This is a genomic window from Streptococcus sp. SK643 (genome assembly GCF_000259505.1).
Lineage (GTDB): Bacteria > Bacillota > Bacilli > Lactobacillales > Streptococcaceae > Streptococcus.
The window spans coordinates 1-22,175 of record NZ_AJMM01000031.1 but is presented as its reverse complement, the minus strand read 5'-3'; the positions used below and the strand labels follow the sequence as shown (position 1 = coordinate 22,175).

The 22,175-nt window shown below is 37.9% G+C and carries 26 protein-coding genes and 1 pseudogene; 6 read left to right on the top strand and 21 right to left on the bottom strand.

The features are described from left to right. Positions 1–109: 109 nt before the first annotated feature. The 10 genes from HMPREF1117_RS10805 to HMPREF1117_RS10760 all read right to left on the bottom strand — a co-directional run bounded on the left by HMPREF1117_RS10805 (position 110) and on the right by HMPREF1117_RS10760 (position 9,872). Positions 110–808 carry a 3-oxoacyl-ACP reductase gene (locus tag HMPREF1117_RS10805; RefSeq protein ID WP_000198459.1) on the bottom strand — a complete coding sequence of 233 codons (699 nt, stop codon included), beginning with the start codon at positions 806–808 and terminating at the stop codon, positions 110–112. After that, complete coding sequence (locus HMPREF1117_RS10800; protein ID WP_000142162.1) at positions 801–1,037, bottom strand: DUF2829 domain-containing protein; 237 nt, start codon at positions 1,035–1,037, stop codon at positions 801–803. The genes HMPREF1117_RS10805 and HMPREF1117_RS10800 overlap by 8 nt, the downstream gene beginning before the upstream one ends. A 97-nt stretch (positions 1,038–1,134) precedes the next feature. Next, positions 1,135–2,061 carry an aldo/keto reductase gene (locus tag HMPREF1117_RS10795; protein ID WP_001269448.1) on the bottom strand — a complete coding sequence of 309 codons (927 nt, stop codon included), beginning with the start codon at positions 2,059–2,061 and terminating at the stop codon, positions 1,135–1,137. Between the two features lie 86 nt (positions 2,062–2,147). Further along, complete coding sequence (locus HMPREF1117_RS10790) at positions 2,148–3,191, bottom strand: DNA/RNA non-specific endonuclease (protein WP_025171617.1); 1,044 nt, start codon at positions 3,189–3,191, stop codon at positions 2,148–2,150. Positions 3,192–3,319: 128 nt separating this feature from the next. Beyond that, a complete protein-coding gene (locus HMPREF1117_RS10785) occupies positions 3,320–4,135 on the bottom strand; it encodes a hypothetical protein (RefSeq protein WP_000721569.1) in 816 nt (271 codons plus the stop codon). A 3-nt stretch (positions 4,136–4,138) separates the two neighbouring features. Further along, complete coding sequence (locus HMPREF1117_RS10780) at positions 4,139–4,459, bottom strand: PadR family transcriptional regulator (RefSeq protein WP_000665414.1); 321 nt, start codon at positions 4,457–4,459, stop codon at positions 4,139–4,141. A gap of 134 nt (positions 4,460–4,593) precedes the next feature. After that, complete coding sequence (gene metG, locus HMPREF1117_RS10775; RefSeq protein ID WP_001291394.1) at positions 4,594–6,591, bottom strand: methionine--tRNA ligase; 1,998 nt, start codon at positions 6,589–6,591, stop codon at positions 4,594–4,596. A gap of 123 nt (positions 6,592–6,714) precedes the next feature. After that, entirely contained in the window at positions 6,715–7,974 is a 1,260-nt protein-coding gene (locus HMPREF1117_RS10770; RefSeq protein WP_001180408.1) for an ABC transporter permease, read from the bottom strand. A gap of 1 nt (position 7,975) precedes the next feature. Beyond that, on the bottom strand, positions 7,976–8,677 hold the full coding sequence (locus HMPREF1117_RS10765) for an ABC transporter ATP-binding protein (RefSeq protein ID WP_000811467.1): 702 nt from the start codon (positions 8,675–8,677) through the stop codon (positions 7,976–7,978). Continuing rightward, positions 8,661–9,872, bottom strand: a complete 1,212-nt coding sequence (locus HMPREF1117_RS10760) for an efflux RND transporter periplasmic adaptor subunit (RefSeq protein ID WP_025171616.1) — start codon at positions 9,870–9,872, stop codon at positions 8,661–8,663. The genes HMPREF1117_RS10765 and HMPREF1117_RS10760 overlap by 17 nt, the downstream gene beginning before the upstream one ends. A gap of 280 nt (positions 9,873–10,152) precedes the next feature. On the opposite strand from HMPREF1117_RS10760, the gene gor reads away from it, so the two are divergent. Beyond that, positions 10,153–11,499, top strand: coding sequence for a glutathione-disulfide reductase (gor, locus tag HMPREF1117_RS10755; protein WP_001209565.1), 1,347 nt, complete (start codon positions 10,153–10,155; stop codon positions 11,497–11,499). A 195-nt stretch (positions 11,500–11,694) separates the two neighbouring features. Beyond that, a complete protein-coding gene (locus HMPREF1117_RS10750; protein ID WP_000750815.1) occupies positions 11,695–12,231 on the top strand; it encodes a biotin transporter BioY in 537 nt (178 codons plus the stop codon). A 55-nt stretch (positions 12,232–12,286) separates the two neighbouring features. On the opposite strand, the gene HMPREF1117_RS10745 is transcribed toward HMPREF1117_RS10750, so the two are convergent. After that, on the bottom strand, positions 12,287–12,502 hold the full coding sequence (locus HMPREF1117_RS10745) for a YdbC family protein (RefSeq protein ID WP_000807431.1): 216 nt from the start codon (positions 12,500–12,502) through the stop codon (positions 12,287–12,289). A 97-nt stretch (positions 12,503–12,599) separates the two neighbouring features. On the opposite strand from HMPREF1117_RS10745, the gene HMPREF1117_RS10740 reads away from it, so the two are divergent. Continuing rightward, positions 12,600–12,920 carry a hypothetical protein gene (locus HMPREF1117_RS10740; protein ID WP_000608626.1) on the top strand — a complete coding sequence of 107 codons (321 nt, stop codon included), beginning with the start codon at positions 12,600–12,602 and terminating at the stop codon, positions 12,918–12,920. Between the two features lie 29 nt (positions 12,921–12,949). Here HMPREF1117_RS10740 and HMPREF1117_RS10735 read toward each other — a convergent pair whose 3' ends face one another. The 7 genes from HMPREF1117_RS10735 to rpsP form a co-directional block, all read right to left on the bottom strand. Next, complete coding sequence (locus HMPREF1117_RS10735; RefSeq protein WP_001196042.1) at positions 12,950–13,288, bottom strand: ATP cone domain-containing protein; 339 nt, start codon at positions 13,286–13,288, stop codon at positions 12,950–12,952. A 12-nt stretch (positions 13,289–13,300) separates the two neighbouring features. Then, positions 13,301–14,020 (bottom strand): tRNA (guanosine(37)-N1)-methyltransferase TrmD, encoded by a 720-nt coding sequence (trmD, locus tag HMPREF1117_RS10730; protein WP_000686936.1) that lies wholly within the window; start codon positions 14,018–14,020, stop codon positions 13,301–13,303. Beyond that, the gene (gene rimM, locus HMPREF1117_RS10725; protein ID WP_001105890.1) at positions 14,010–14,528 is read right to left on the bottom strand and encodes a ribosome maturation factor RimM; all 519 of its coding nucleotides are present in this window, start codon (positions 14,526–14,528) and stop codon (positions 14,010–14,012) included. The genes trmD and rimM overlap by 11 nt, the downstream gene beginning before the upstream one ends. Before the next feature lie 76 nt (positions 14,529–14,604). After that, positions 14,605–15,462 carry an alpha/beta fold hydrolase gene (locus tag HMPREF1117_RS10720; RefSeq protein WP_000812221.1) on the bottom strand — a complete coding sequence of 286 codons (858 nt, stop codon included), beginning with the start codon at positions 15,460–15,462 and terminating at the stop codon, positions 14,605–14,607. A 149-nt stretch (positions 15,463–15,611) separates the two neighbouring features. Beyond that, positions 15,612–16,514 carry a DMT family transporter gene (locus tag HMPREF1117_RS10715; protein WP_001003370.1) on the bottom strand — a complete coding sequence of 301 codons (903 nt, stop codon included), beginning with the start codon at positions 16,512–16,514 and terminating at the stop codon, positions 15,612–15,614. 437 nt (positions 16,515–16,951) lie between these two features. Beyond that, positions 16,952–17,191, bottom strand: coding sequence for an RNA-binding protein KphA (gene kphA, locus HMPREF1117_RS10710; protein ID WP_000379617.1), 240 nt, complete (start codon positions 17,189–17,191; stop codon positions 16,952–16,954). Between the two features lie 19 nt (positions 17,192–17,210). Continuing rightward, positions 17,211–17,483, bottom strand: coding sequence for a 30S ribosomal protein S16 (gene rpsP / locus HMPREF1117_RS10705; RefSeq protein WP_000268760.1), 273 nt, complete (start codon positions 17,481–17,483; stop codon positions 17,211–17,213). A gap of 657 nt (positions 17,484–18,140) precedes the next feature. On the opposite strand from rpsP, the gene HMPREF1117_RS10700 reads away from it, so the two are divergent. From HMPREF1117_RS10700 to HMPREF1117_RS10685, 3 genes are all read left to right on the top strand, one after another. After that, entirely contained in the window at positions 18,141–18,737 is a 597-nt protein-coding gene (locus HMPREF1117_RS10700; RefSeq protein WP_000749560.1) for a hypothetical protein, read from the top strand. A 2-nt stretch (positions 18,738–18,739) separates the two neighbouring features. Continuing rightward, entirely contained in the window at positions 18,740–18,964 is a 225-nt protein-coding gene (locus HMPREF1117_RS10695) for a helix-turn-helix transcriptional regulator (protein ID WP_001041099.1), read from the top strand. Positions 18,965–19,439: 475 nt separating this feature from the next. After that, positions 19,440–20,243: a peptidylprolyl isomerase gene (locus tag HMPREF1117_RS10685; RefSeq protein ID WP_000731882.1), complete on the top strand. Its 804-nt coding sequence runs from the start codon at positions 19,440–19,442 to the stop codon at positions 20,241–20,243. Positions 20,244–20,374: 131 nt separating this feature from the next. Here the strand turns inward: HMPREF1117_RS10685 and HMPREF1117_RS10680 are convergent, their stop codons facing one another. The 3 genes and pseudogenes from HMPREF1117_RS10680 to HMPREF1117_RS0102400 form a co-directional block, all read right to left on the bottom strand. Then, positions 20,375–21,040, bottom strand: a complete 666-nt coding sequence (locus HMPREF1117_RS10680; RefSeq protein ID WP_000234980.1) for a hypothetical protein — start codon at positions 21,038–21,040, stop codon at positions 20,375–20,377. A gap of 33 nt (positions 21,041–21,073) precedes the next feature. Further along, positions 21,074–21,730 (bottom strand): DUF443 family protein, encoded by a 657-nt coding sequence (locus HMPREF1117_RS10675; protein ID WP_000248555.1) that lies wholly within the window; start codon positions 21,728–21,730, stop codon positions 21,074–21,076. Positions 21,731–21,854: 124 nt separating this feature from the next. Continuing rightward, positions 21,855–22,175 (bottom strand): annotated as a pseudogene (locus HMPREF1117_RS0102400) (DUF443 family protein); the annotation flags it as partial.

The window sequence follows — 22,175 nt, the reverse complement described above, 5'->3', positions numbered from 1 at the left end:
TTAAGAAGTCTTGTGCAGTTCTGGAAATCCTAATAACTCTGCCTTGATCTTCAAGACTAATGACGATGCATTCTCTTCTGTGATTTCTTGAATTTCCATCCAACTACCCCTACTTCAAAGACCAGCCACCATCTATTGTCAGAATTTGTCCCTGCATAGCAGAGGCCTTTCCACTGGCCAAAAAGAGACTGACTTCTGCCACTTCTTCTGGTTCAATCCAGCGTTTGATTGGTGTTTCACTCGCCACCCAGTCAGCCAAGCCACCTGGCTCAAAGTCCGCAGCGGTCATAGCTGTCTTGACTGCTCCTGGAGCGATACCAAAAACCTGAATCCCAGTTTCAGCATAGTCTAGAGCCAACTGCTTGGTGAAGCCAGCCAAAGCATGCTTAGAGGAAGTATAGGCGTGACCACCTCCACCTGCTAGGCTAGAAGCAATGGAGCACATATTGATAAGGATTCCTTTTTTATTCTCCAACATTTGAATCAAATAATACCGAGTCAACTCAACTGGAGTTACATAGTTAATTTCAAAAATCTCTTGAATTTCCTGCGCTGTTTGTTCCAACAGTGGTTTGTAATCATCCAAAACTCCAGCAGTATTGCACAAAATATTTACCTGAGAACACCAGTCAAAAATTGGTTCTAAGTCCAAGGTCAAATCTCTCTGTAAAAAGTGAAAATCACCCTCTAAGAGTGGATTTTCACCTTTATCCACTCCATAAACTTGATAGCCATTCTCTAAAAAGAGGCGAGCTTGAGCCAGACCAATCCCTGAACTCACTCCTGTAATCAATACACGTCTAGTCATGCACTTCTACCCAATCCGTCGCCAAAACATCACAAGGTGTCGGACTCCACATGGAAAAACCTTCTCCTTCTCCAGACACGTTGATTAGGAAATAGGGTGTCACTTCAAGTGCAACCCCGTTTTGTTCAATGGTGTCAAAGAGTTGGACATAGTTTTCAGCTCCTCCCCAACCTGTTCGTACATATTTTTTCTTAGCCTTTAAGCCAGGCAGCATTTCTTCAAATGTCATGTTATTCTCCTTTAATATCAATAATTCTTCCCTTCATTATAACAAAAAACCGCTTTACACGGCTTTTTGACTGTGATTTATTTACATCTGCTTCTACTTACGGCAAATTATTCCCTGCTGCAAGGTAAATTTCATACCACTCTTTTCTTGTTAAACTAAAGTTTGCCGCTTGGCTAACTTCTATCAAATGCTTAGGATTGGTTGTACCTACGACTGCCTGCATTTTTGCTGGATAACGCAATATCCAAGAAATGGCAATAGTTGAAGGGGTTACTCCATATTTAAAAGCTAAACGATCAAGTACTTGATTCAAAGCTTGAAATTTCTCATTTCCAACAAAATTCCCTTTAAAATACCCGAATTGTAAGACAGACCATGCTTGAATGACCACATCGTTTAACTTGCAATATTCAAAAATGCTGCCATCTCGCATAGCTGCTTGACTATCTTCCATATTAACATGAAAACCTGATTCGAATCCTGGAGTAAAGGCCGCACTCAATTGTAGCTGATTAACAGCTAACGGCTGCTTGACATCTTTTTTAAGTAACTCCATCATCATAGGATTTTGATTAGAAACTCCAAAATTTCGGACCTTACCTTGTTTATAAAGGAGATCAAAGGCTTCTGCTACTTGGTCAGATTCCATCAAAGCATCTGGTCGATGAAGAAGCAAGCTATCTATATGATCAATCTTCAATCTTTGCAAAATTCCGTCAACTGATTTTATAATATAGTCCTTAGAAAAATCAAAATAGGTAAATTCTTCCATGCGAATTCCACATTTTGACTGAATCCACATCTTTTCTCTTAAATCTGGACGATTTTTTAGGACAAGACCTAACAGTTCTTCACAACGACCACGACCATATATATCAGCCAAGTCAAAGGCATTGATTCCAATAGACAGTGCTGTTTCTACAAGCTCTTCAACTTCTTTTACAGACTTATCTTTTATTCTCATCATTCCTAGAACAATTTCTGATAATTCTTTATCATCTTGACCAAGAGTTATGTATCTCATCAAATTTTTCTCCTTTAATTTCTAACATTCTTCCCTTCATTATAACAAAAAACCGCTTTAAAACGGCTTTTTGACATTATTCGTTATTACCAAGTTAATCCAGCTGCTTTAATTTCTTTCTTAGAGGCAAATTTGCCATTTGGTCTGTGCCATCTACCTCTGGAATCTTTGAAATAACCACCTGAATTTCCTGATTGTGACTGTGATTCCTGGCTTTCTTCGTTGACTTGAGCGGCTTGTCGATCTTTTTCTTGTTCTTCTTCCTTTGCTTTCCGTTCTGCTTCTGCTTTTTCCTCAGCTTCTCTCTTAACTTTTTCTTCAGCTTCTTTTTTTGCTCTTTCTTCCTCTTCTTTCCTAGCCTTTTCTTCTGCACTTTCTACAGTATTTTTTGCGGTTCCATCCAAATAGTTAATTTCTGCATTAGCCGAAACATTATCTAAAATGACATGGGTAACAGAATACTTATCAACCTTTTCCTTACTGCTCTCCAACTTAATTTCCAATAGTTTACCATTTTCATCAATGCCTACATATTGCAACTCAATTTTTCTTGGAATCAACTCACCTTCTTGATAAATTGGTGTTACTTTATAGTCTAAATAGTAGTTTTGATGATTAGCCAACCAAGAATCTAAACGATTTTCATAGTAAAGAATGCTACTATTATTTTGATCATCAGTACCAGAATAGTTGCCTGCATTGAGCCAATTGGTCATAGGTACTAAATTTCTCTTTTCATCATTCAGACCGCTAAACTGATAACCAATCAAATGACCTCTACTCATCAACCATGCTTCTTTCGTTCCATCCCCATAAAAGAATTTATAGTTGTGCCAGCCGACTGGATCATAGGTCAACTTCGTTTCTCTCTTATCAGTCGGTTCATCACTATCCTTGAGCTGCATATGAGCCCCAGTTGCGCGATTTTTAGAATCCAATTCTCCTAGTTCAAGTTGTTTCTCGTTTTTAAAGGGCAGTAAGCCAGCTTCTTTAAACAACTTTTCATCGAACTTAGCTTTTTTCTGTTCCACTTTCGCTTCTGGAACTTTGGCTTCTTCCTTATGACCAGAACAAGCCGCCAAAGTAAAGGCTGATAAAAGAGCTAGACTAGCATAAACCAACTTCTTCATATTTAACATCTTTTTAATATCCTTTAGCATTTTTATTCCATTTTACTATAAGAAATCAAAACACTCAAGAAAATATTATATTATAATGATTTTTGTATAAGAAAAACCGCTTTTCAACGGCTTTTTGACTATATATCACTCCATTTTATATTCTTAAACCCACGGAAAAAGAGAAAGATACCAATAAAGAGAACAGCTAAAGGAATAATCTTTGTAAGAAAAACATTTGAAATGCCCATCCACTCATAGTAACGGAGTAGAGAACCTACAACAAGATGGGCAACAATCATACTGACAAATGGACGAAAAATCTCTTCTTTCCAATTCCAAATACTGATGACTATAGAAAGTGTAAAGATAGATAAACTATCCCAGGGAGCAGGAAGATAAAAGACCCCTTCTTGTATGAAATTTGCCATTCCTACATATCCTAGAACAACTAGCAGAACAAGAATCCCAACGACAATATAAGTGCCAATTTTCATCTTGGGAGAATCTTGAACTAAACTCCATCGTAAGATTGTAGCCACAAGCCCAAATCCAATCAGAAAAAGAAGAAGTTGCCCTAAAAACGTGAGCAAATTGACTGTTAAAAGAGGACCTTTAGAAAAATCACCTAGTAGTTGATAATAACGTAATACCGCTAGGACCAGAATTGGTGTCAAAAGGGACTCCTTGATAGAACTGCGTGGCGCTTCCTTGAGTATCTCTTTCATGATTGTTTTAGGATTCTTACCTAGATAATCCTCAGCACTCATCCCGTCTCGTTCTGCTTCTGAGAAATCTAGCATCATCAAATAGATCTGCTCTCTAAGATAGTCCTCATCATAGAGAAATCCAGCAAGATTAAAACTATTCCACAGTTCCTCAAAATACTGCTGATTCTCCTCAGAAAACTCATGCAACAAAGCTCTTGTTTCTTCATAATACTTTATTTTCTTCATGGTTTAACCCCCATTCTTAATTCCTTCTACTTTTTGACTCAAATCGTCCCATTGTTGCCAAAAGACCGAGACACGCTCTTCTCCTTCTTTAGTTAACGAAAAATACTTTCGATCTGGGCCATCTGGCGACGGACGCATATCGCCTCTTATCCATTGATTTTTTTCTAACTTTTGCAACAAAGGATAAATAGTTCCTGGAACAATAGTGTCAAATCCAGCCTCTCGCAAAGTCTGAACCAACTCATAACCATACCGCTCTTTTTGACCAATCATATCCAAGACACAACCTTCAAGAATACCTTTTAATAGTTGAGTTTCCTTCATTCCTTTCTCCTTCTAATCTATTTTGTAATACCTACTAGTAACTTCACCTATAGTATACCACTTACATACTAGTTTGTAAAGCATAATAGTTAAAATAAAAAAACAGAACTAGCATAAACTAGTCCTGTCTATTGTTACCCAATTACACTTCCGTTTGGTACAGCTGGATCAACTGTGAGAAGGGTTAATTTTCCATCATGTTCAGCTGAGAGAATCATCCCTTGGCTGACATATTTCTTCATCATCTTACGAGGTTTGAGATTGGCAACGATTTGAACTTTCTTGCCGACCAATTCTTGTTCGTTTGGATAGTATTTTGCAATTCCTGAAAGGATTTGACGGTCTTCACCATCACCAGCATCCAAGCGAAATTGAAGCAACTTGTCAGAACCTTCTACTTTAGAAACTTCTTTGACTTCTGCAACACGGATTTCAACCTTGTCAAAGTCTTCGAACTTGATTTCATCCTTGTTGAGTTTGAGTTCGACTTCGTCTGGATTCCATTCTTTTTCGACTGCTGGCTTGTTGCCTTCCATTTGTTCTTTGATATAAGCGATTTCTTCTTCCATATCCAGACGTGGGAAGATTGGAGTTCCCTTAGCAACTACAGTCACATCTGATGGCAAATCAGATAGATTCAAGCTTTCAAGGCTAGCAACATCTGCTAAACCAAGCTGCGTCAAGACTGCACGACTAGTTTCCATCATAAATGGCTCAATCAAGTGAGCGACGACACGAAGGCTGGCTGCCAAGTGGCTCATAACACTTGCCAATTGGTCACGAAGAGCTTCATCCTTAGCCAAGACCCATGGGGCTGTCTCGTCGATGTATTTATTGGTACGAGAGATCAGAGTCCAGACTGCTTCTAAAGCACGTGGGTAGTCAACTGCTTCCATATATTTATGGTAATCAGCAATTGATTCAGCAGCTACTTGAGCAAGAGCATTGTCAAATTCAGTCACCCCTTCTACATAGGCAGGAATTTGTCCATCAAAGTACTTGTTAATCATAGAAACCGTACGGTTGAGGAGATTTCCAAGGTCATTTGCTAGTTCATAGTTTATACGGCCCACATAGTCTTCTGGAGTGAAAGTTCCATCTGAACCAACTGGAAGGCTACGCATGAGGTAGTAACGAAGTGGATCTAGTCCATAACGCTCTACCAACATTTCAGGGTAAACAACATTCCCTTTAGACTTAGACATTTTGCCGTCTTTCATGACAAACCAACCATGGGCAATCAAACGATCTGGTAATTTGATATCGAGCATCATGAGAAGAATTGGCCAGTAAATCGAGTGGAAACGAAGGATGTCTTTTCCAACCATGTGAAAGACTGTTCCATTCCAGAACTTGTCAAAGTTACCATGTTCATCTTGACCGTAGCCAAGAGCTGTCGCATAGTTAAGAAGGGCATCAATCCAAACATAGACAACGTGTTTTGGATTTGATGGGACTGGAACACCCCAGGTAAAGGTTGTACGAGAAACTGCCAAATCCTCTAAACCTGGCTCGATGAAGTTGCGAAGCATTTCATTCAGACGACCATCTGGAGTGATAAATTCAGGATGGGACTTGAAAAATTCGACCAAACGATCTTGGTATTTGCTGAGGCGAAGGAAATAAGACTCTTCAGATACCCATTCCACTTCATGTCCTGATGGAGCGATACCTCCCGTCACATTTCCAGCTTCATCACGGAATACTTCTGCAAGTTGACTTTCTGTAAAGAATTCCTCATCAGATACTGAATACCAACCAGAGTATTCACCCAAGTATATGTCATCTTGAGCAAGCAAGCGCTCAAAGACTTGTGCCACTACTTTTTCATGGTAATCATCAGTGGTACGGATGAATTTATCGTATGAAATATCTAGTAATTGCCAGAGTTCTTTGACTCCAACTGCCATTCCATCAACATAGGCTTGTGGTGTAATGCCAGCTTCTTCTGCTTTCTGCTGGATTTTCTGACCGTGCTCATCAAGACCTGTCAAATAAAAGACATCGTATCCCATCAAGCGTTTATAACGAGCTAGGACATCACAGGCGATGGTTGTGTAGGCAGAACCGATATGCAGTTTACCAGATGGATAGTAAATCGGCGTTGTAATATAAAAATTCTTTTCAGACATAATTTTTCCTTTCCAGGCTAATGAAACCTGTTTTTCTAACACTTCATTATACCATAATTTTAGCTATTTACGACAGGGAAATCCATACAAAAACAAGACAGACAATTGTCTATCTTGTTGATCTTATTCATAACGAAGGGCTTCAATTGGATCAAGCTTAGAAGCCTTGTGGGCTGGTAAAACACCAAAGATAACACCTACACTTGCTGATACCGCAAGACTAAATAGAGCTACTGGTATTGAAACTCCCACTTCTATACCTGCCATTAATCCTTGCAATAATACGCCAGCTATAGCTGTTAATCCCGTTGCAATCGCCAAACCAATGACTCCACCTAGTAAAGTCAAAATCATAGACTCAATCAAAAACTGGATTAAAATATTAGCACGTGTCGCACCCAATGCCTTACGAAGACCAATCTCACGAGTACGTTCCGTCACCGAAACCAGCATGATGTTCATAACACCAGTCCCTCCAACAAAGAGGGAAATTCCCGCAATGGCACTAATAATCGTAGTTATAAATCCGAACATTTGTTGAACTTCGTTGAAGGCTTCAGTTGCATCTGCTACCTGATACTCCCCTTGTTGGAGACCTGAAATCTCCGTCATTCTTCTTGCCAACTCTGGCCCCAAAGTCTGGGTCAAGCTGGTATCGTTAACACGAAAGACAATATTTGAAATCTCGTCTGTGTTAAAATTGACCGCAAGAGAAATATTAGTCGTAATTGGTAGTCCTCCGACTCCAAAGTTTTTTACAGCCTTAGCTTCTTTACTTGCATAAACACCAATAACACGGTAGCTGATTTCATTTACTTCAACATTCTGATTGAGTGCATCTTTTGCTGAACCGAAAAGGCTATTGGCTAGTTCATCATCTAGGATAATCACACTTGCAAAATCTTTATAATCTTGCGCTCTAAGACCACGACCTGCAATGATTTCATTTTCGACCGCATCCATATAAGTGACATTTCCACCCGTCATGTTAGCGTGTTCAACCTTTTTATCCTTATAGGTTAAGGTAACATTCATCGAGTTGGTTAGATAGTAGCTATCCACTCCCTTGAGCTTAGCAGCCTCCTTGACCCAGGATTCTTGTGGTTTTGGTGGCTCAACAGGAACTTCCTCTTCTTTCCCAGAAACTGTCAAAGCTGATTGTTTTTGGGTAAAAGAACCGTCTTTACTTTTAATAGGCGAGAAAAAGACATGGATATTCTTCTGTGACTTGGTCATGTTTTTATTGACCTGACGAGACATGGAATCACCTAGGGCCATAATCACAACAACTGAGGAAACACCAATGATAATCCCTATCATAGTGAGAAAAGAGCGCATCTTGTGAGCCATAATAGATGAAAAGGCAAATTTCAGATTCTGCATCTTACTTTTCCTCCTTTTCAACTAGTCCACTATCTGATGAGATAACCCCATCTCGAATGACAATCTGACGTTTGGCATAGGCTGCAATTTCCGGCTCATGCGTTACCATGATAATGGTTTTTCCTTCTTTGTTCAAGTCAAGCAATAGTTGCATAATTTGCTTTCCTGTTTTAGTATCTAGAGCCCCTGTTGGTTCATCTGCTAGTATAATAGAAGGATTGTTTACTAAGGCACGCGCAATGGCCACCCGTTGTTTTTGTCCACCTGATAATTCTGAGGGCAAATGATGACTACGTTCTGTCAATTCAACCTTTTCTAAATATTCCTCAGCTAACCTGCGCCGTTTTGAAGCCGAAACTCCCGCGTAAATCAAGGGTAATTCTACATTTTGTAGAGCATTGAGTTTTGATAAAAGAAAGAACTGCTGAAAGACAAATCCGATTTGTTGATTGCGGACCTTGGCTAATTGTTTTTCACCAAGTCCAGCCACTTCTTGGTCTTCAAGATAATACTCTCCACTGGTTGGTGTATCCAACATCCCAATCATATTCATCAGAGTAGATTTACCCGAACCAGATGGTCCCATGATGGCTACAAATTCGCCCTCATTCACTTCTAGGTTGATATTTTTGAGAACCTGCAGTTCTTGATCACCATTACGATAACTTCTGCAAATATTTTTTAAACTAATTAGTTGCTTCATCAGCTTTCACCTCTTTTCCTTCCTCTAGAGAAGACGTTGGGTTACTGATGACCTTGACTCCATTTTTTAGACCGGAAGTAATTTCTTGGTTTTCTGCATCCGCATTTCCCAAACCAACTTCCACTTTTTTGGCCTTTTTCTGCTCGTCAAGAACCCATACATAGTTCTTGTCATTTTCCATAACGACACTTGTTATAGGGACCAAGATCGCTTTGCTTTTATTTTTGACTTCGATACTGACAGTGAAACCTTGTTTTAATTCTCCAATTTCACTAGTAATATCTATTGTGTAAGGATACTTGGAACCTGTATTTCCACCAGGAGTTGTACTAGCTGCTTCTGCACTAGATTTAGGATAATTTGAGATATAAGTCAGTTTACCAGTCCAGCTCTTGTCTTGGTAAACCTTCGATGTAAAGGTTACTTCCTGACCGACAGATAAGTTAGCAAGGTTGTATTCAGATAGCTCACCCTTGACTTGCAAGTTTTCGTTGCTAACAACATGGACCATAACCTGATTTGTCCCTGTTGGAGATTTAGAAACGTTGCGATTTACCTCGACTACCGTTCCCTCTAGTGTACTAAGGACAGTTGTTGCGTTCAACTGAGTCTGGGCCTTATTTAATTGGGCAACTGCATCTGCACGCGCATCTCTAGCATCACCTATTTGGGCATCAATAGAAGCAACCGAATTACCAGCCGCTGGAGCTACGGGAGCTGCTGGACTTTCAGCATTATCTTTAACTGGTGATTGGGCACTCGGAGACGGGGGAGCTGGGGTTGAAGCAGCTTCTTTTCGGGCTTGGTTAAGTTCATTAATATGACGGTCTGCCTTAGCCACTGCACGACTGGCTGCATCATAAGTAGCTTGTGCTTCTGCACTACTATATTTGACCAAAGCTTGCCCCTCGCTTACTTTATCACCTACAGATACTAAAATATCCTCCAAATCACCTTTACTGGCATCAAAATACACATATTGTTCATTTTTTGCTGTCACTGTACCTGATAATAAAACAGATGATGCTACAGTCCCTTCCTTAGCAATAACAACTTGAGGCGTATCGTCTATCACGGTACTCTGAGAAGGTTGTCTAAAAAATAAAATTGCTCCAGCCCCTATTACTACTGCACTTGCAACCCCTATTGCTGCATACAGTTGCCACTTTTTAGTCTTATAGTTTTTCTTCATCATAAAACTCCTTTATATTTTAAGCTCCTTTAATCTGATTAGGTATCAATCAGAGACAATAGGTATTTAAAACGAAAAAAATAATCTGTTTACTGAATATTGTTCGTTATTTTCATTTTAAATATTGTACTAGCTATATAATACATTTTATTTTCATTTTTTGCAAGCACTTTCTTAATCTTTTTGAACGTAGCAGATTTTTGCAATCAAATCAAAAAAAAGATAGAATATGACTATCAAAAAATGACACTCTACTATTTCAAAGTGTACAAAGGAGTTTTCAATGAGAGAATATGATATCATTGCTATCGGTGGAGGTAGTGGAGGAATTGCTACAATGAACCGTGCTGGTGAACACGGAGCCAAAGCGGCCGTTATTGAGGAAAAGAAATTAGGTGGAACCTGTGTCAATGTCGGTTGTGTCCCTAAAAAAATTATGTGGTACGGGGCACAAATCGCGGAGACTTTCCATCAATTTGGAGAAGATTACGGCTTTAAGACCACTGATCTTAACTTTGACTTTGCAACCCTCCGTCGCAATCGTGAAGCTTACATTGATCGCGCTCGTTCTTCTTATGATGGCAGTTTTAAACGCAACGGTGTAGACTTGATTGAAGGACATGCTGAATTTATAGATTCTCATACTGTAAGCGTAAATGGTGAACTGATTCGTGCTAAACATATCGTGATTGCTACTGGTGCCCATCCAAGTATTCCAACTATCCCTGGTGCTGAACTAGGTGGCTCTTCTGATGATGTATTCGCCTGGGAAGAATTGCCAGAGTCAGTTGCAATTCTAGGTGCCGGTTATATTGCTGTTGAATTAGCTGGCGTACTCCACACTTTTGGTGTTAAGACAGACCTCTTTGTTCGCCGCGATCGTCCTTTACGTGGTTTTGATTCTTACATCGTTGAAGGTTTAGTCAAGGAAATGGAAAGAACAAACTTACCACTTCATACCCATAAGGTTCCTATCAAATTAGAAAAATCAGCTGAAGGCATTACCATTCATTTCGAGGATGGTACGAATCACACTGCTAGCCAAGTTATATGGGCTACTGGTCGCCGTCCAAATGTTCAAGGTTTGCAACTGGAAAAAGCTGGAGTTACCCTTAACGAACGTGGTTTTATCAAAGTCGATGAATTCCAAAATACAGTAGTTGAGGGAATTTATGCCCTTGGTGATGTCACCGGTGAAAAAGAATTAACACCTGTAGCTATAAAAGCTGGACGAATTTTATCAGAACGACTCTTTAACGGGAAAACTGAAGCTAAGATGGACTATTCTACTATCCCAACTGTTGTTTTCTCCCATCCAGCAATCGGTACAGTCGGCTTAACTGAAGAGGAAGCCATAAAAGAATATGGCCAAGATCAGATTAAAGTCTACAAATCAAGCTTTGCATCTATGTACTCTGCCGTTACTAATAACAGACAAGAATCCCGTTTCAAACTCATAACAGCTGGTCCAGAAGAAAAAGTTGTCGGACTTCATGGAATTGGCTACGGTGTTGATGAAATGATTCAAGGCTTTGCCGTTGCTATCAAGATGGGCGCAACAAAAGCAGACTTTGATGCTACAGTCGCAATTCATCCAACCGCATCTGAAGAATTTGTAACCATGCGTTAATCTAAACAAGAGAAGTTGATACATAAGAGTATCTGCTTCTTTTTTGTGAATTGCTATAAAATTTCTAAACCAGTATACTTCTCTCTTGCTAAAATCGGCCGTTACACATTTGTTACCTTTGTTTATATAAAAGGTTGACATTGACTTTTCTTTGAGTATAATAGTTACTATATATAAGAAAAGAGGTTAACTATTTTGAAAAAAACTCATGTTTATGCCATTCCTGCTATAGGTGCCGCACTGATTGCGGTTTTAGCACAAATCAGCCTTCCAATTGGCCCTGTTCCTTTTACCTTACAAAACTTTGCAATTGGTTTGATTGCAACTATCTTTCGACCTAGAGAAGCTGTCCTTTCTGTTGGACTCTATCTTCTACTTGGTGCCATCGGTCTTCCAGTCTTTGCAGGAGGCGGAGCAGGTATCCATGCTTTAGTTGGTCCAACTGCTGGTTATCTTTGGTTCTACCTTATTTATTCTGGACTTACTTCATATTTAACAAGTCATAATAGTAGTTTTATTCGCATTTTCCTTGCAAACCTTTTAGGAGATTCTCTTGTCTTTGTAGGAGGTATTCTTGGTTTACATTTCCTTGCTGGGATGCCTTTAGAAAAAGCCTTGATTGTTGGTGTTTTTCCTTTCATTCTTCCTGATCTTGGTAAATTACTTGCAATTAGTCTTATTAGTCAGCCCCTACTACAACGTCTTAAGAATCAATTTTACTTTGCAAACTAATAAAAAGGATAGTCAGTTTATCACAACTCACTATCCTTTTCACTATACTTTATAATTAGTTACCTTTGAATGCATCTACCATTGTTTGAAATTCTTCATTTGAAAGGGTAATACCCTTACCCATTTTAGTATGGTCAGGACTCCACGAACGAATATCAAACTTTGCTGGTGCACCATTAAAGCTGACTCGATTGAGTTCTTTAGTCCAGCCTTTTTCATTTTCAGAAAGAGTTAACAAGTGCTCTTCAATTTCAAAAGTAAATTCTGCCATCATTTTCTCCTTTTTTAGCTTTCATTAGTTCATTCGTAAAATCTTGTAGATTTTGAAAAATTTTTATATAATATGGTATAAAAGAAGGGAGGGTAATATGATCAATAAATTCCAGCAAATCATAAATAAAATGCATCACTTTTTAAATGGACGTGATGAACCAGAACATACTGAAAACAACTCCCTTACCTCTACCATCGAAGAGGCTATCCAAAAACAAACTGCTGTCCACCTTATCCTGTCAGAGACGAGTTTTACAGGTGATATTATAAAATACGATTCAGACCGCCAACAAATTATCGTGAAAAATTTCGCTAAAAATGTCAGTCGTATTATCCGTATCAGTGATATTCAGCGGATTCGATTTGTTCCTTCAACTGTACAGACAGCCCAAAAAAATCGATTTAAGAAAGAGTGAGATGGCTTCCTTCATCCCACTCTTTTTTCTTAGCGAATTTGTTCAAAATGCAAATGAACAGCGATATGATCTCCATAGCCACTTCTTTCCAAATCTCGTTGTAAACGGTAAGAAATGTAATGCTCTGCAATAGTAATGTAACCTGCACCCAATAGGCGGTGTTCAACCATAGATTGAATCATACTGATAGTCGCACGTTCCACCTTGGCTTCTTGTAAATCCAAAACTACCTTCTTAGTGACTTGAGCAAGATTTTGACGCAAATCATCTGTCAAAACATAGACAGTCTGGGCTGCCTTTAAGATAGCTTGGTAAATCTTATCTGGATTAAACTCAGCAATTTCTCCATCACGTTTGATTACTTGCATGGGGGTTCTCCTTTAGTCTTTGTTTTCTTTAATTTCTGTCAGAATTTTTTCTTCTTCTGCTGTTAGTTGGTAACTTTCTAGCAAATCAGGTCTACGCTCGTAGGTTTTCTTTAGACTTTCATAAAGTCGCCACTGGCGAATCTTTTCATGATGACCACTCATGAGCACGGCTGGCACGACCATTCCTCGATAATCATAGGGGCGTGTGTACTGAGGGTATTCGAGAAGGCCTGAAGAAAAACTATCATCTTGGTGACTCGATTCCTTGCCAATCACTTCTGGAATCAAGCGAACAGTCGCATCAATCATGGTCATAGCCGCAAGTTCTCCACCAGTCAAGACATAATCACCGAGAGAAATTTCGTCCGTCACCAATGTCTTGATCCTCTCATCATAACCCTCGTAGTGCCCGCAGATGAAGATAAGTTCTTCTTCTTTGGCCAAATCCTCAGCATAAGCCTGATCAAACTGATTACCAGCTGGATCTAAGAGAATCACGCGAGGATTCTTCTTTTCAATGGCATCAAAAGCATCGAAAATGGGTTGGGCTCGAAGCAACATGCCCTGACCACCTCCATATGGTTCGTCATCAACATGACGGGCCTTTTCAGCGTATTCTCGAAAATTATGATACTGGATATCCAAGAGCCCTTTTTCTCGAGCCTTTCCAACGATGGAGTGTTCTAGTGGAGAGAACATCTCTGGAAAGAGGGTTAAAATATCAATCTTCATCGTCTAACCCTTCTAAGATTTCCACATCAACCCGTTTATTTGGAATATCAACATTGAGAACCACTGGTGGGATATAAGGCAATAACAAGTCACGCTTTCCTTTTCTCTTGACCACCCAGACATCGTTGGCACCTGGTTGCAGGATTTCTTTGATGGTTCCAATCAAGTTATCCCCCTCATAGACTTCCAAACCGATAATCTCGTGATAGTAAAATTCACCATCGTCTAGGTCATTCAAATCTTCCTCAGCGACCTTGAGACTGTATCCCTTGTACTTTTCAATCGCATTGATATGGTACATATCTTTGAATTTAATAATGTCAAAATTCTTCTGTTTACGGTGACTAGCGATGGTCACTGTTTGGACAAACTGATCTTTTTCATCAAATAAGGCTAGCTCAGCCCCTTTTTTAAACCGTTCTTCTGCAAAATCCGTCACAGACAAGACTCGCATCTCACCCTGCAAACCCTGCGTATTGACGATTTTCCCAACATTAAAGTAGTTCATCTTGTCTCCTGTAGTCTATTTCTATCCTTTATTTTAACATGTTCCAGTGATTTTCACAAGTTGGATAGTTCCTATCTTACGGGCCTACTACTTCTTCAAAAAATTCACCAATAAGCTGATTAAACTCTTCAGGATGGTCATTCATAGGTTGGTGTTTGCTATCTGAAATCGTTACTTGACGTGCATTGGGATTTAAGGCCATGATTCCATCGTAAATCATTTTTAGGTGTTTGGGAAAATCATTTTCGCCTCTTACTAATAGCATAGGAGGATTGCCATGATAACCCTCTATCTCATGGACAGCCAAAAAACCTGTGATTCCAAGGTTCAAAAAAACATCTCTCCCAGTTTCTATAATGGCCGTCTTGACTAATTCTCTTGTGATAGGATTATCTGTACACATTTTTGAGTTCTTATCTGCAATCAACTTCCAAGGAATCGTTTTGTACATAAGGGAACTATATTTTATGCGATTTCTCTCTTTATCTGATAGGTAACGATGCTGTCCCCAACTATCTACCATGACCAAGGCTAGAACTCTTTCTGGATGGCGATAGGTGTACTCTTGAAGTGGATTCCCTCCCCAAGAATGTCCGACCAATATCACCTTATCTAGCTGGAAATAGGATAAAATAGCATCTACATCTTGAACAGCACCTTCTAAGTCAGGTAGACCAACTTTCATAGGTGATTCCCCCTGTCCTCTAACATTGACAAAGTAGAGGTCAAATCCTTCAAAGGCATCATACTGGTGGGCCCACATCTGACTACGGCCACAAGCTCCATGATAAAAAATAATGTGTCCTTTATTTGAGCTTCCAGGGCGATGATAAACAGCCAAGTCACAATCTAAGACTGGTATAATGTGACGTACCAAAGTCTCAGGTTTTCTGTTATAAAAAGCAATAGCTTCAGCTATATCATTTTGCTTCATTATTGCACTCTCTCCTCTTTATCCTAATGTCATTCTTTTTGTCTATTTTATCATGCTATATTAAAATCATCGTGTTCCAAACTTGATTTTATTAAAATTTTTGAATTTTCTGTATCATTTAGATTAAGAAAAAGACTGCTAAGCAATCTTTACTTTCTTCTCATCAGATTCATGCCTAAAATTCCAGCAATAATCATAGTGGCTCCTATCACATGGTAGCTATAAATTGGTTCATGGAGAATAAGAGCTCCGGCTAGAATAGTCAAAACTGTTCCAAGATTTCCAAAGACACTGACGGTTGATGCTCCAAGTCGAACAATAGCATAGATAGAGAGACTACCAGTAACGATAGAGGCTAGAATTCCCAAATAGAGAATTGAAATCAGATAAGATACCTGTCCAAGTGGCGCAAAGTAAGCTAATATGTTGCCATCTAGATAATGCGAGGTCAGACTCAGCGTATTAAAGGTGACGAAGCCAACAAATATCACAACAGCTGTCATATCCATAGCCCGATAGCGTCCTCCTGTAGACTTGCTGAGGATATTGTTTATTGCATTGGCGAGAACAGATCCCAACATCAAGAGAAAGCCAAAGCTAGCAGTCTCAGTACCAAAGTTAGCTCCTTTACTAAGGAAGATGAAAACCACTCCTGCTACGGATAAAATTAAAAAGAACTTTTGAAGCAAACTTGTCTTTTCCTTGAGAAAGGCCGATGCTAAAAGGAGCGTAAAAATCGGGACAAGAGCCTGTAAAATTCCAGCTTCAGAAGACGATATATACTGTAAAGCAAAGGATTGAAAAATAAAAAAGAGAAGAGGATAGAAAAGACTCATAGGAAGAATAGAAAAAATATCTTTTCTACTTAAACTCACTTTGATAAGTTTGGTTTGATGAAGAACGACCATTACTAAAGCTGCGATTGTATAGCGATGCGCTAAGTTAGTGAGAGGACTGGCATAGCCTAAAGCAATCTTAGTAAATAAAAAAGAAAATCCAATGATTGCTGAAAAGGATAAGGCTGCTAGATAAGCTTTTGTTTTCTCGTTCATATACTATTACTCCTTTTAAAAATAGCTATTCTCAAGATTGATTGACTAGAATTCTTTGAAACTGTCTTTCCATTGTAGCATAGTAGAATCCTAGATGCTATTCCTAAGATTAGTATTTTATGCCTACTATCACCGTTTATCTAGTTCATTGACTAAAAAAGACTCTACAAGTCTAATCTGCTTTTCTCGTTCTTGTCTCACAAGTTCTAGCTTGTCTACCTCTTGGAGATTCCTCACTTTGATAGTATAATCCGCCACTTTCCTTGCTTTATCTTTCTTATATTTACTAATACCTTCTTTATTAGTAAAAAATTGATTTCTTATTGTCTTAGAGGTTCCCCTTCAAAAAGCCTTCTAAATCACGATTATGTTGGTACTTAATGGATGCTATTTTACACTTCTCCACACAAAAAAGCGAGACATCCGTCCCGCCCTTCTTATTTTTCGTCAATAACGATTCTTACTTTTTTGTCTTCAGTTGGGACAGAGTAGACAATCGTTCTTATCGCAGAAATTGTGCGACCCTTACGACCGATTACACGACCCACATCGCTTTGGTCAAGATCCAAATGATACTCCAAAAACTCTGGTGTATCTTCAATCTTGATAGTTAAGGCATCTGGTTGTGAAATCAAGGGTTTCACAATCGCAATAATGAGATTTTCAATCGTATCCATCTGTCAACCTACTTTAAACTTATTTTGAGAATTTAGAATCGTGGAATTTTTTCAATACACCTTCTTTTGAAAGGATGTTGCGAACTGTATCTGAAGGTTGAGCTCCATCAGCCAACCATGCAAGAACGCGGTCTTCTTTCAAAGTCACTTGGTTTTCAGCAACAAGTGGGTTGTAAGTTCCAACTGTTTCGATGAAACGTCCGTCACGTGGTGAACGTGAATCTGCTACGTTGATACGGTAGAAAGGTTTTTTCTTAGAACCCATACGAGTCAAACGGATTTTAACTGCCATTTTTAAAGTCTCTTTTCTTATTTTTTATTTGAGTGAAATAGCTGAGCTATTTAGCACATGTTCTATTATAACAGATTTCTAACAGGTGTCAAGAAAAAAACTTGACAGACTATAAAATTCTTAAACCATTTATAAATTCGTTAGAAGTAGGAAATAAATGTTTGAAAGAGGCTATCAGTGAATACTATTTTATACTCAATGAAAATCAAAGAGCAAACTAGGAAGCTAGCCGCAGGTTGCTCAAAGCACTGCTTTGAGGTTGTAGATAAGACTGACGAAGTCAGTTACATATATCTACGGCAAGGCAAAGCTGACGTAGTTTGAATTTGATTTTCGAAGAGTATTAGAAACATTTTATAAAGACCATCAACTCAAAGCCTTCATCTCTCCTGAACATGATTTGGATGCTTGGCTCCTAAATCCTAAGCCCGTTTCCAAGCGAAATATAGACTTATTAACGAAACTATCCAAACCAAATCCGATGCATTACTTCAAAGAATTCTTTAGTTGTTTGACTATCGAGGGCTTTTATTAAAAAATTTTTTCAAATAATTGCCACCTTGGCACATAAATTCTTGCTTTCTAAATTCAAGTGTGATATATTTATAATATAAAATTTAAGTGTGATATATTTATAACACAAAAAAGGAGTCTATCATGAAAAAAAGTCAAAAAATGCGTGGCCTCATTGCAGTGATTGCCGTAGCTCTCTTTATTGATTTTACTGTTTTATTTGGTTCTAATCTTAGTTGGGAACCCAAGTTAGTTATTACTGGTATTTCAGTGTTAGGTCAAATTGTAGCTATTTGGGGCTGGCTACATATGAAACTACGGCCTCACAAGATTCAGAAAGGTAAGGGGAAGATTATTTTTGACTTGTCTGCTAAGCTTTACACGATACTTATTTTTGCAGCAAGCATTTTTTATACAGTAGGGATTTGGGTTGCGACCCCAAGAGTAAGTTCTGGTATTAAAGAATGGATTATGGGAATTGGCCTCGTTATTGAATTGATTTTATTTGGTTTTTTCTGTTTGAAAAATGTCAAGGAAACTCCGGACGAACGCTTTTATGCTAATTTAGCCAAGGCAGCTAGCTTGATGTTTGTTTTTATACTAGGCGCACTGATGATTCTAGCAGTTATCATTGGGTATATGGGGGCTCTCACTCTTTACATGGGCCAAATATTTATTAGCATAGCTGCCTTGATTAGCATCTTTGCGGTTGTCTATTTTATCTTGGAACGGAGAGGATAAGCATGGCCAAAGAAAGCAAAATTATTACTAATCTCAAATCTGTTCGTGAGTCCACAGGCATGACCCAGCAGGAGTTAGCCGACCGCATCGGCATGCGACGCGAGACAATTCTGCACTTGGAAAATAACCGTTACAATCCTTCGCTAGAAATGGCTCTTAAAATTGCTCAAGTTTTTAATCTGAAAGTAGAAGACCTCTTTGAACTCAGACAGAAAGAGGAAGCATAATTATTTTCGAGACCTAGTATTAAGTTCATTGATTAATTAGGAATTGAAGCCAAAAGAAAAAATCCTTTGAAAATGTGCTCTTTTAAAATATAGTAATTCTTTGGAATTAACGTTTACTAATTGTGATGCTTTACGAGCTTTCTTATGACCTGGTTTCCTAAATACTTTGAGTACACTTATGGTATTGATGCCCCTAAGCATCTAAAAACTCTGGTGGAAAAAAGTTATGTTCTTGTCGAAACTGCATTTAACTCACTTATCCATTTAAATGCTACTATGAAAAAGAATATTCTAAAAAGCAAGGTAATTATAGGACTGTCTAAGATGAAGGATACAAATTTGAACCAAGCTCTTCATAAAAACTTGACAGACTATAAAATTTTTAAAACTTAAGAAATCCCTACAGAATCATTAACATTTGAATTCCCCTTCCTTTTAGGGTACAATGGTAGAAATGAATTTTGAGAGGATTCCAATGAAAAAATTAGCAAGCCTTCTTTTACTTTCAACTATCGCCCTTGCTGGATGTAGCAGTATCCAACGTACCTTACGCGGGGATGACTATGTTGATTCTAGCATAGCTGCAGAAGAAAGTTCCAAAGCAGCTGCCCAATCAGCTAAAGAGTTAAACGATGCTTTAACAAATGAAAATGCCAATTTCCCCCAACTATCTAAGGAAGTTGCTGAAGATGAAGCCGAAGTGATTATCCACACAAGTCAAGGAGATATCCGCATTAAACTCTTTCCTAAACTCGCTCCTCTAGCAGTTGAGAATTTCCTAACTCATGCCAAGGAAGGATATTACAATGGTATCACCTTCCACCGTGTTATCGATGGCTTTATGGTTCAAACTGGAGATCCTAAGGGTGATGGCACAGGTGGCCAATCTATCTGGCACGATAAAGACAAGACAAAAGACAAGGGAACTGGTTTTAAAAATGAGATTTCTCCTTATCTTTATAATATCCGTGGTTCACTTTCAATGGCCAATACTGGTCAACCAAATTCCAACGGTAGTCAATTCTTTATCAACCAAAATACAACTGATATTTCTGCCAAACTTCCTACAAGCAAATATCCTAAAAAAATCATCGAAGCCTATAAAGAAGGTGGAAATCCTAGTCTTGATGGAAAACACCCTGTCTTTGGTCAGGTTATCGAAGGTATAGATGTTGTAGATAAAATTGCCAAAGCAGAAAAAGATGAAAAAGATAAACCAACTACTGCTATCACCATTGATAGTATTGAGGTTGTGAAAGACTATAACTTCAAATCTTAAGAAATGAAAAAACAGTATCAAAATTGATACTGTTTTTTCATTTTTGTACGTTAGATAAAAAGTTTGAGATTTGAAACAATATTTACCACCCAAACACTTTCTGAATTGATTTAATACCAGAATCAAAGGCTTTATTTAATTTCTCTAATTCCTTCAAATGTGACGTTTCTAATCTTATAATCGGAAAGAATGGGAACCTTTCCAAATAAAAATGATAGAAGAAAAAATGAGATAATGCTATTGATAACGAGAACAAGCCCTTCTCCTCCATCATTAATAGACAAATAAAGTGCCAAACAAGCTATTATAGGGACACTAAAAATATAGGCATCAAAAACTTGCTTTCTTGCAAATACTGGTTTAAAAATCATCTCATATCTTCTGCTAGAAGAAGGCAGTAAAGCTTCAACATTTTTACGTTCTTTCTCTCTTGTAAAATAAAAAATCAAGTAGGAGAATAGTATAGATGCGCAAAATACTACTAATTTTAAAATTATCTGTTGGCTAATATTGTACTCTTTAAAAAAAGTTTTCAATAAAGAATAAACAATGCCTATAAGCGGTTGGACAATGATTGCCACATATGAAGCTTTAAACTTATTAATCGGGGTACTAAAATTGATATCCTCTCTGTTAAGTTCCGTCATCTCAACCGTTAATTCCTCCGTTGGAACACCCCAATAGTAGAACTTGGGAGTCATTGAACTTGCATCTAATATATATTTTTTCCCATTTAGTTCTACAAGTTGATGACAAAAATACTTCGTTTCTTTAACATTAATTTCCAAAATTACCACTCAAACACTTTCTGAATTTCGTTATAAGTTACATTATAGCTTTTTCAGTTCTTTAAATTCTAGGTATTTCTGTTGATAAGCATAAGTCAATGGAATAACGCCAGATTCAATCCAAATAAATAGATAAGCCAACAAACCATTCAACACTAGAATTGCAGCTTCTGTTCCATTATCTTGTCCCATATAAAAAGAGAAAGCAATTGTATGTAAAATGGGAAATAGATAAGCATGGAATTGTCTTTTTTTCTTATTATTCTGAAAGACTATTTTAAACCTCTTCTTTTCCTGCGATAAACGACTTGAAATCTCCTTCCTTGATTTGATTAAAATACCTTGATAGACAATATAGGCTACCAAAATAGATATGAGAAATAAAGATACTTTTAAATACAGATAATGACTAATATCATAATATCTAGAAATTGATGTTACTACTCTATACAGAAGAAGACTAAAACCAATATATACCATACGCATTCCTGAGGGTCCCATCTTAATTTTTTTATCAAAATTTTTATTCTGACTATCAAGTTCTATCAAATCAACTTCAAGATTTTCAGGGGAAAATCCCCAGTAATAACTCTTTGGTGTCGTGGAGTTGGAATCGAGAACGTACTTTTTCTCTCCCATCTCTAACACATCAAAATAAGCAACATCCAATCCTCTAAAATTAATTTTCACATTTACCACCCAAACACTTTCTGAATTGATTTAATACCTGAATCAAAGGCTTTGCCGACATCTGATATACTTTTATTAAGATTGTCACCCATCTCGTTTGCTATGGTTTTAATCCCTAAAAAGTTATTATAAATTATAACTTCTCTATTCTATCAAAAATAATCTCTTGCTTTTCGTAACTTTCTCGGAGTGGTAACATACCTAAGATAACCGTAAAGAAACCCAAAAATAAAATACTGTTAACGATAAGGATAGATGCCTCTGTCCCATTATCAGTAAATATATAAAACCCCAAACATCCTATAACCATAACGAAAAGAATAGGCAGAAGTTTATACAGTTTCAACTGGCGTTGTGGTCTTGCTAATTTGAAAACTATTTGATACTTCGTTTCTTTACTTGAAAGCTTTTGTTGAAGATTATGACGAGCCACAAAAGCAATGAACCTGAAAGT

What these genes read in the sequence shown, in the direction of transcription:
- HMPREF1117_RS10805 (WP_000198459.1), bottom strand. Translation starts at nt 808, where the DNA reads ATGACTAGACGTGTATTGATTACAGGAGTGAGTTCAGGGATTGGTCTG.
- HMPREF1117_RS10800 (WP_000142162.1), bottom strand. Translation starts at nt 1,037, where the DNA reads ATGACATTTGAAGAAATGCTGCCTGGCTTAAAGGCTAAGAAAAAATAT.
- HMPREF1117_RS10795 (WP_001269448.1), bottom strand. Translation starts at nt 2,061, where the DNA reads ATGAGATACATAACTCTTGGTCAAGATGATAAAGAATTATCAGAAATT.
- HMPREF1117_RS10790 (WP_025171617.1), bottom strand. Translation starts at nt 3,191, where the DNA reads ATGAAGAAGTTGGTTTATGCTAGTCTAGCTCTTTTATCAGCCTTTACT.
- HMPREF1117_RS10785 (WP_000721569.1), bottom strand. Translation starts at nt 4,135, where the DNA reads ATGAAGAAAATAAAGTATTATGAAGAAACAAGAGCTTTGTTGCATGAG.
- HMPREF1117_RS10780 (WP_000665414.1), bottom strand. Translation starts at nt 4,459, where the DNA reads ATGAAGGAAACTCAACTATTAAAAGGTATTCTTGAAGGTTGTGTCTTG.
- metG (WP_001291394.1), bottom strand. Translation starts at nt 6,591, where the DNA reads ATGTCTGAAAAGAATTTTTATATTACAACGCCGATTTACTATCCATCT.
- HMPREF1117_RS10770 (WP_001180408.1), bottom strand. Translation starts at nt 7,974, where the DNA reads ATGCAGAATCTGAAATTTGCCTTTTCATCTATTATGGCTCACAAGATG.
- HMPREF1117_RS10765 (WP_000811467.1), bottom strand. Translation starts at nt 8,677, where the DNA reads ATGAAGCAACTAATTAGTTTAAAAAATATTTGCAGAAGTTATCGTAAT.
- HMPREF1117_RS10760 (WP_025171616.1), bottom strand. Translation starts at nt 9,872, where the DNA reads ATGATGAAGAAAAACTATAAGACTAAAAAGTGGCAACTGTATGCAGCA.
- gor (WP_001209565.1), top strand. Translation starts at nt 10,153, where the DNA reads ATGAGAGAATATGATATCATTGCTATCGGTGGAGGTAGTGGAGGAATT.
- HMPREF1117_RS10745 (WP_000807431.1), bottom strand. Translation starts at nt 12,502, where the DNA reads ATGGCAGAATTTACTTTTGAAATTGAAGAGCACTTGTTAACTCTTTCT.
- HMPREF1117_RS10740 (WP_000608626.1), top strand. Translation starts at nt 12,600, where the DNA reads ATGATCAATAAATTCCAGCAAATCATAAATAAAATGCATCACTTTTTA.
- HMPREF1117_RS10735 (WP_001196042.1), bottom strand. Translation starts at nt 13,288, where the DNA reads ATGCAAGTAATCAAACGTGATGGAGAAATTGCTGAGTTTAATCCAGAT.
- trmD (WP_000686936.1), bottom strand. Translation starts at nt 14,020, where the DNA reads ATGAAGATTGATATTTTAACCCTCTTTCCAGAGATGTTCTCTCCACTA.
- rimM (WP_001105890.1), bottom strand. Translation starts at nt 14,528, where the DNA reads ATGAACTACTTTAATGTTGGGAAAATCGTCAATACGCAGGGTTTGCAG.
- HMPREF1117_RS10720 (WP_000812221.1), bottom strand. Translation starts at nt 15,462, where the DNA reads ATGAAGCAAAATGATATAGCTGAAGCTATTGCTTTTTATAACAGAAAA.
- HMPREF1117_RS10715 (WP_001003370.1), bottom strand. Translation starts at nt 16,514, where the DNA reads ATGAACGAGAAAACAAAAGCTTATCTAGCAGCCTTATCCTTTTCAGCA.
- kphA (WP_000379617.1), bottom strand. Translation starts at nt 17,191, where the DNA reads ATGGATACGATTGAAAATCTCATTATTGCGATTGTGAAACCCTTGATT.
- rpsP (WP_000268760.1), bottom strand. Translation starts at nt 17,483, where the DNA reads ATGGCAGTTAAAATCCGTTTGACTCGTATGGGTTCTAAGAAAAAACCT.
- HMPREF1117_RS10700 (WP_000749560.1), top strand. Translation starts at nt 18,141, where the DNA reads ATGAAAAAAAGTCAAAAAATGCGTGGCCTCATTGCAGTGATTGCCGTA.
- HMPREF1117_RS10695 (WP_001041099.1), top strand. Translation starts at nt 18,740, where the DNA reads ATGGCCAAAGAAAGCAAAATTATTACTAATCTCAAATCTGTTCGTGAG.
- HMPREF1117_RS10685 (WP_000731882.1), top strand. Translation starts at nt 19,440, where the DNA reads ATGAAAAAATTAGCAAGCCTTCTTTTACTTTCAACTATCGCCCTTGCT.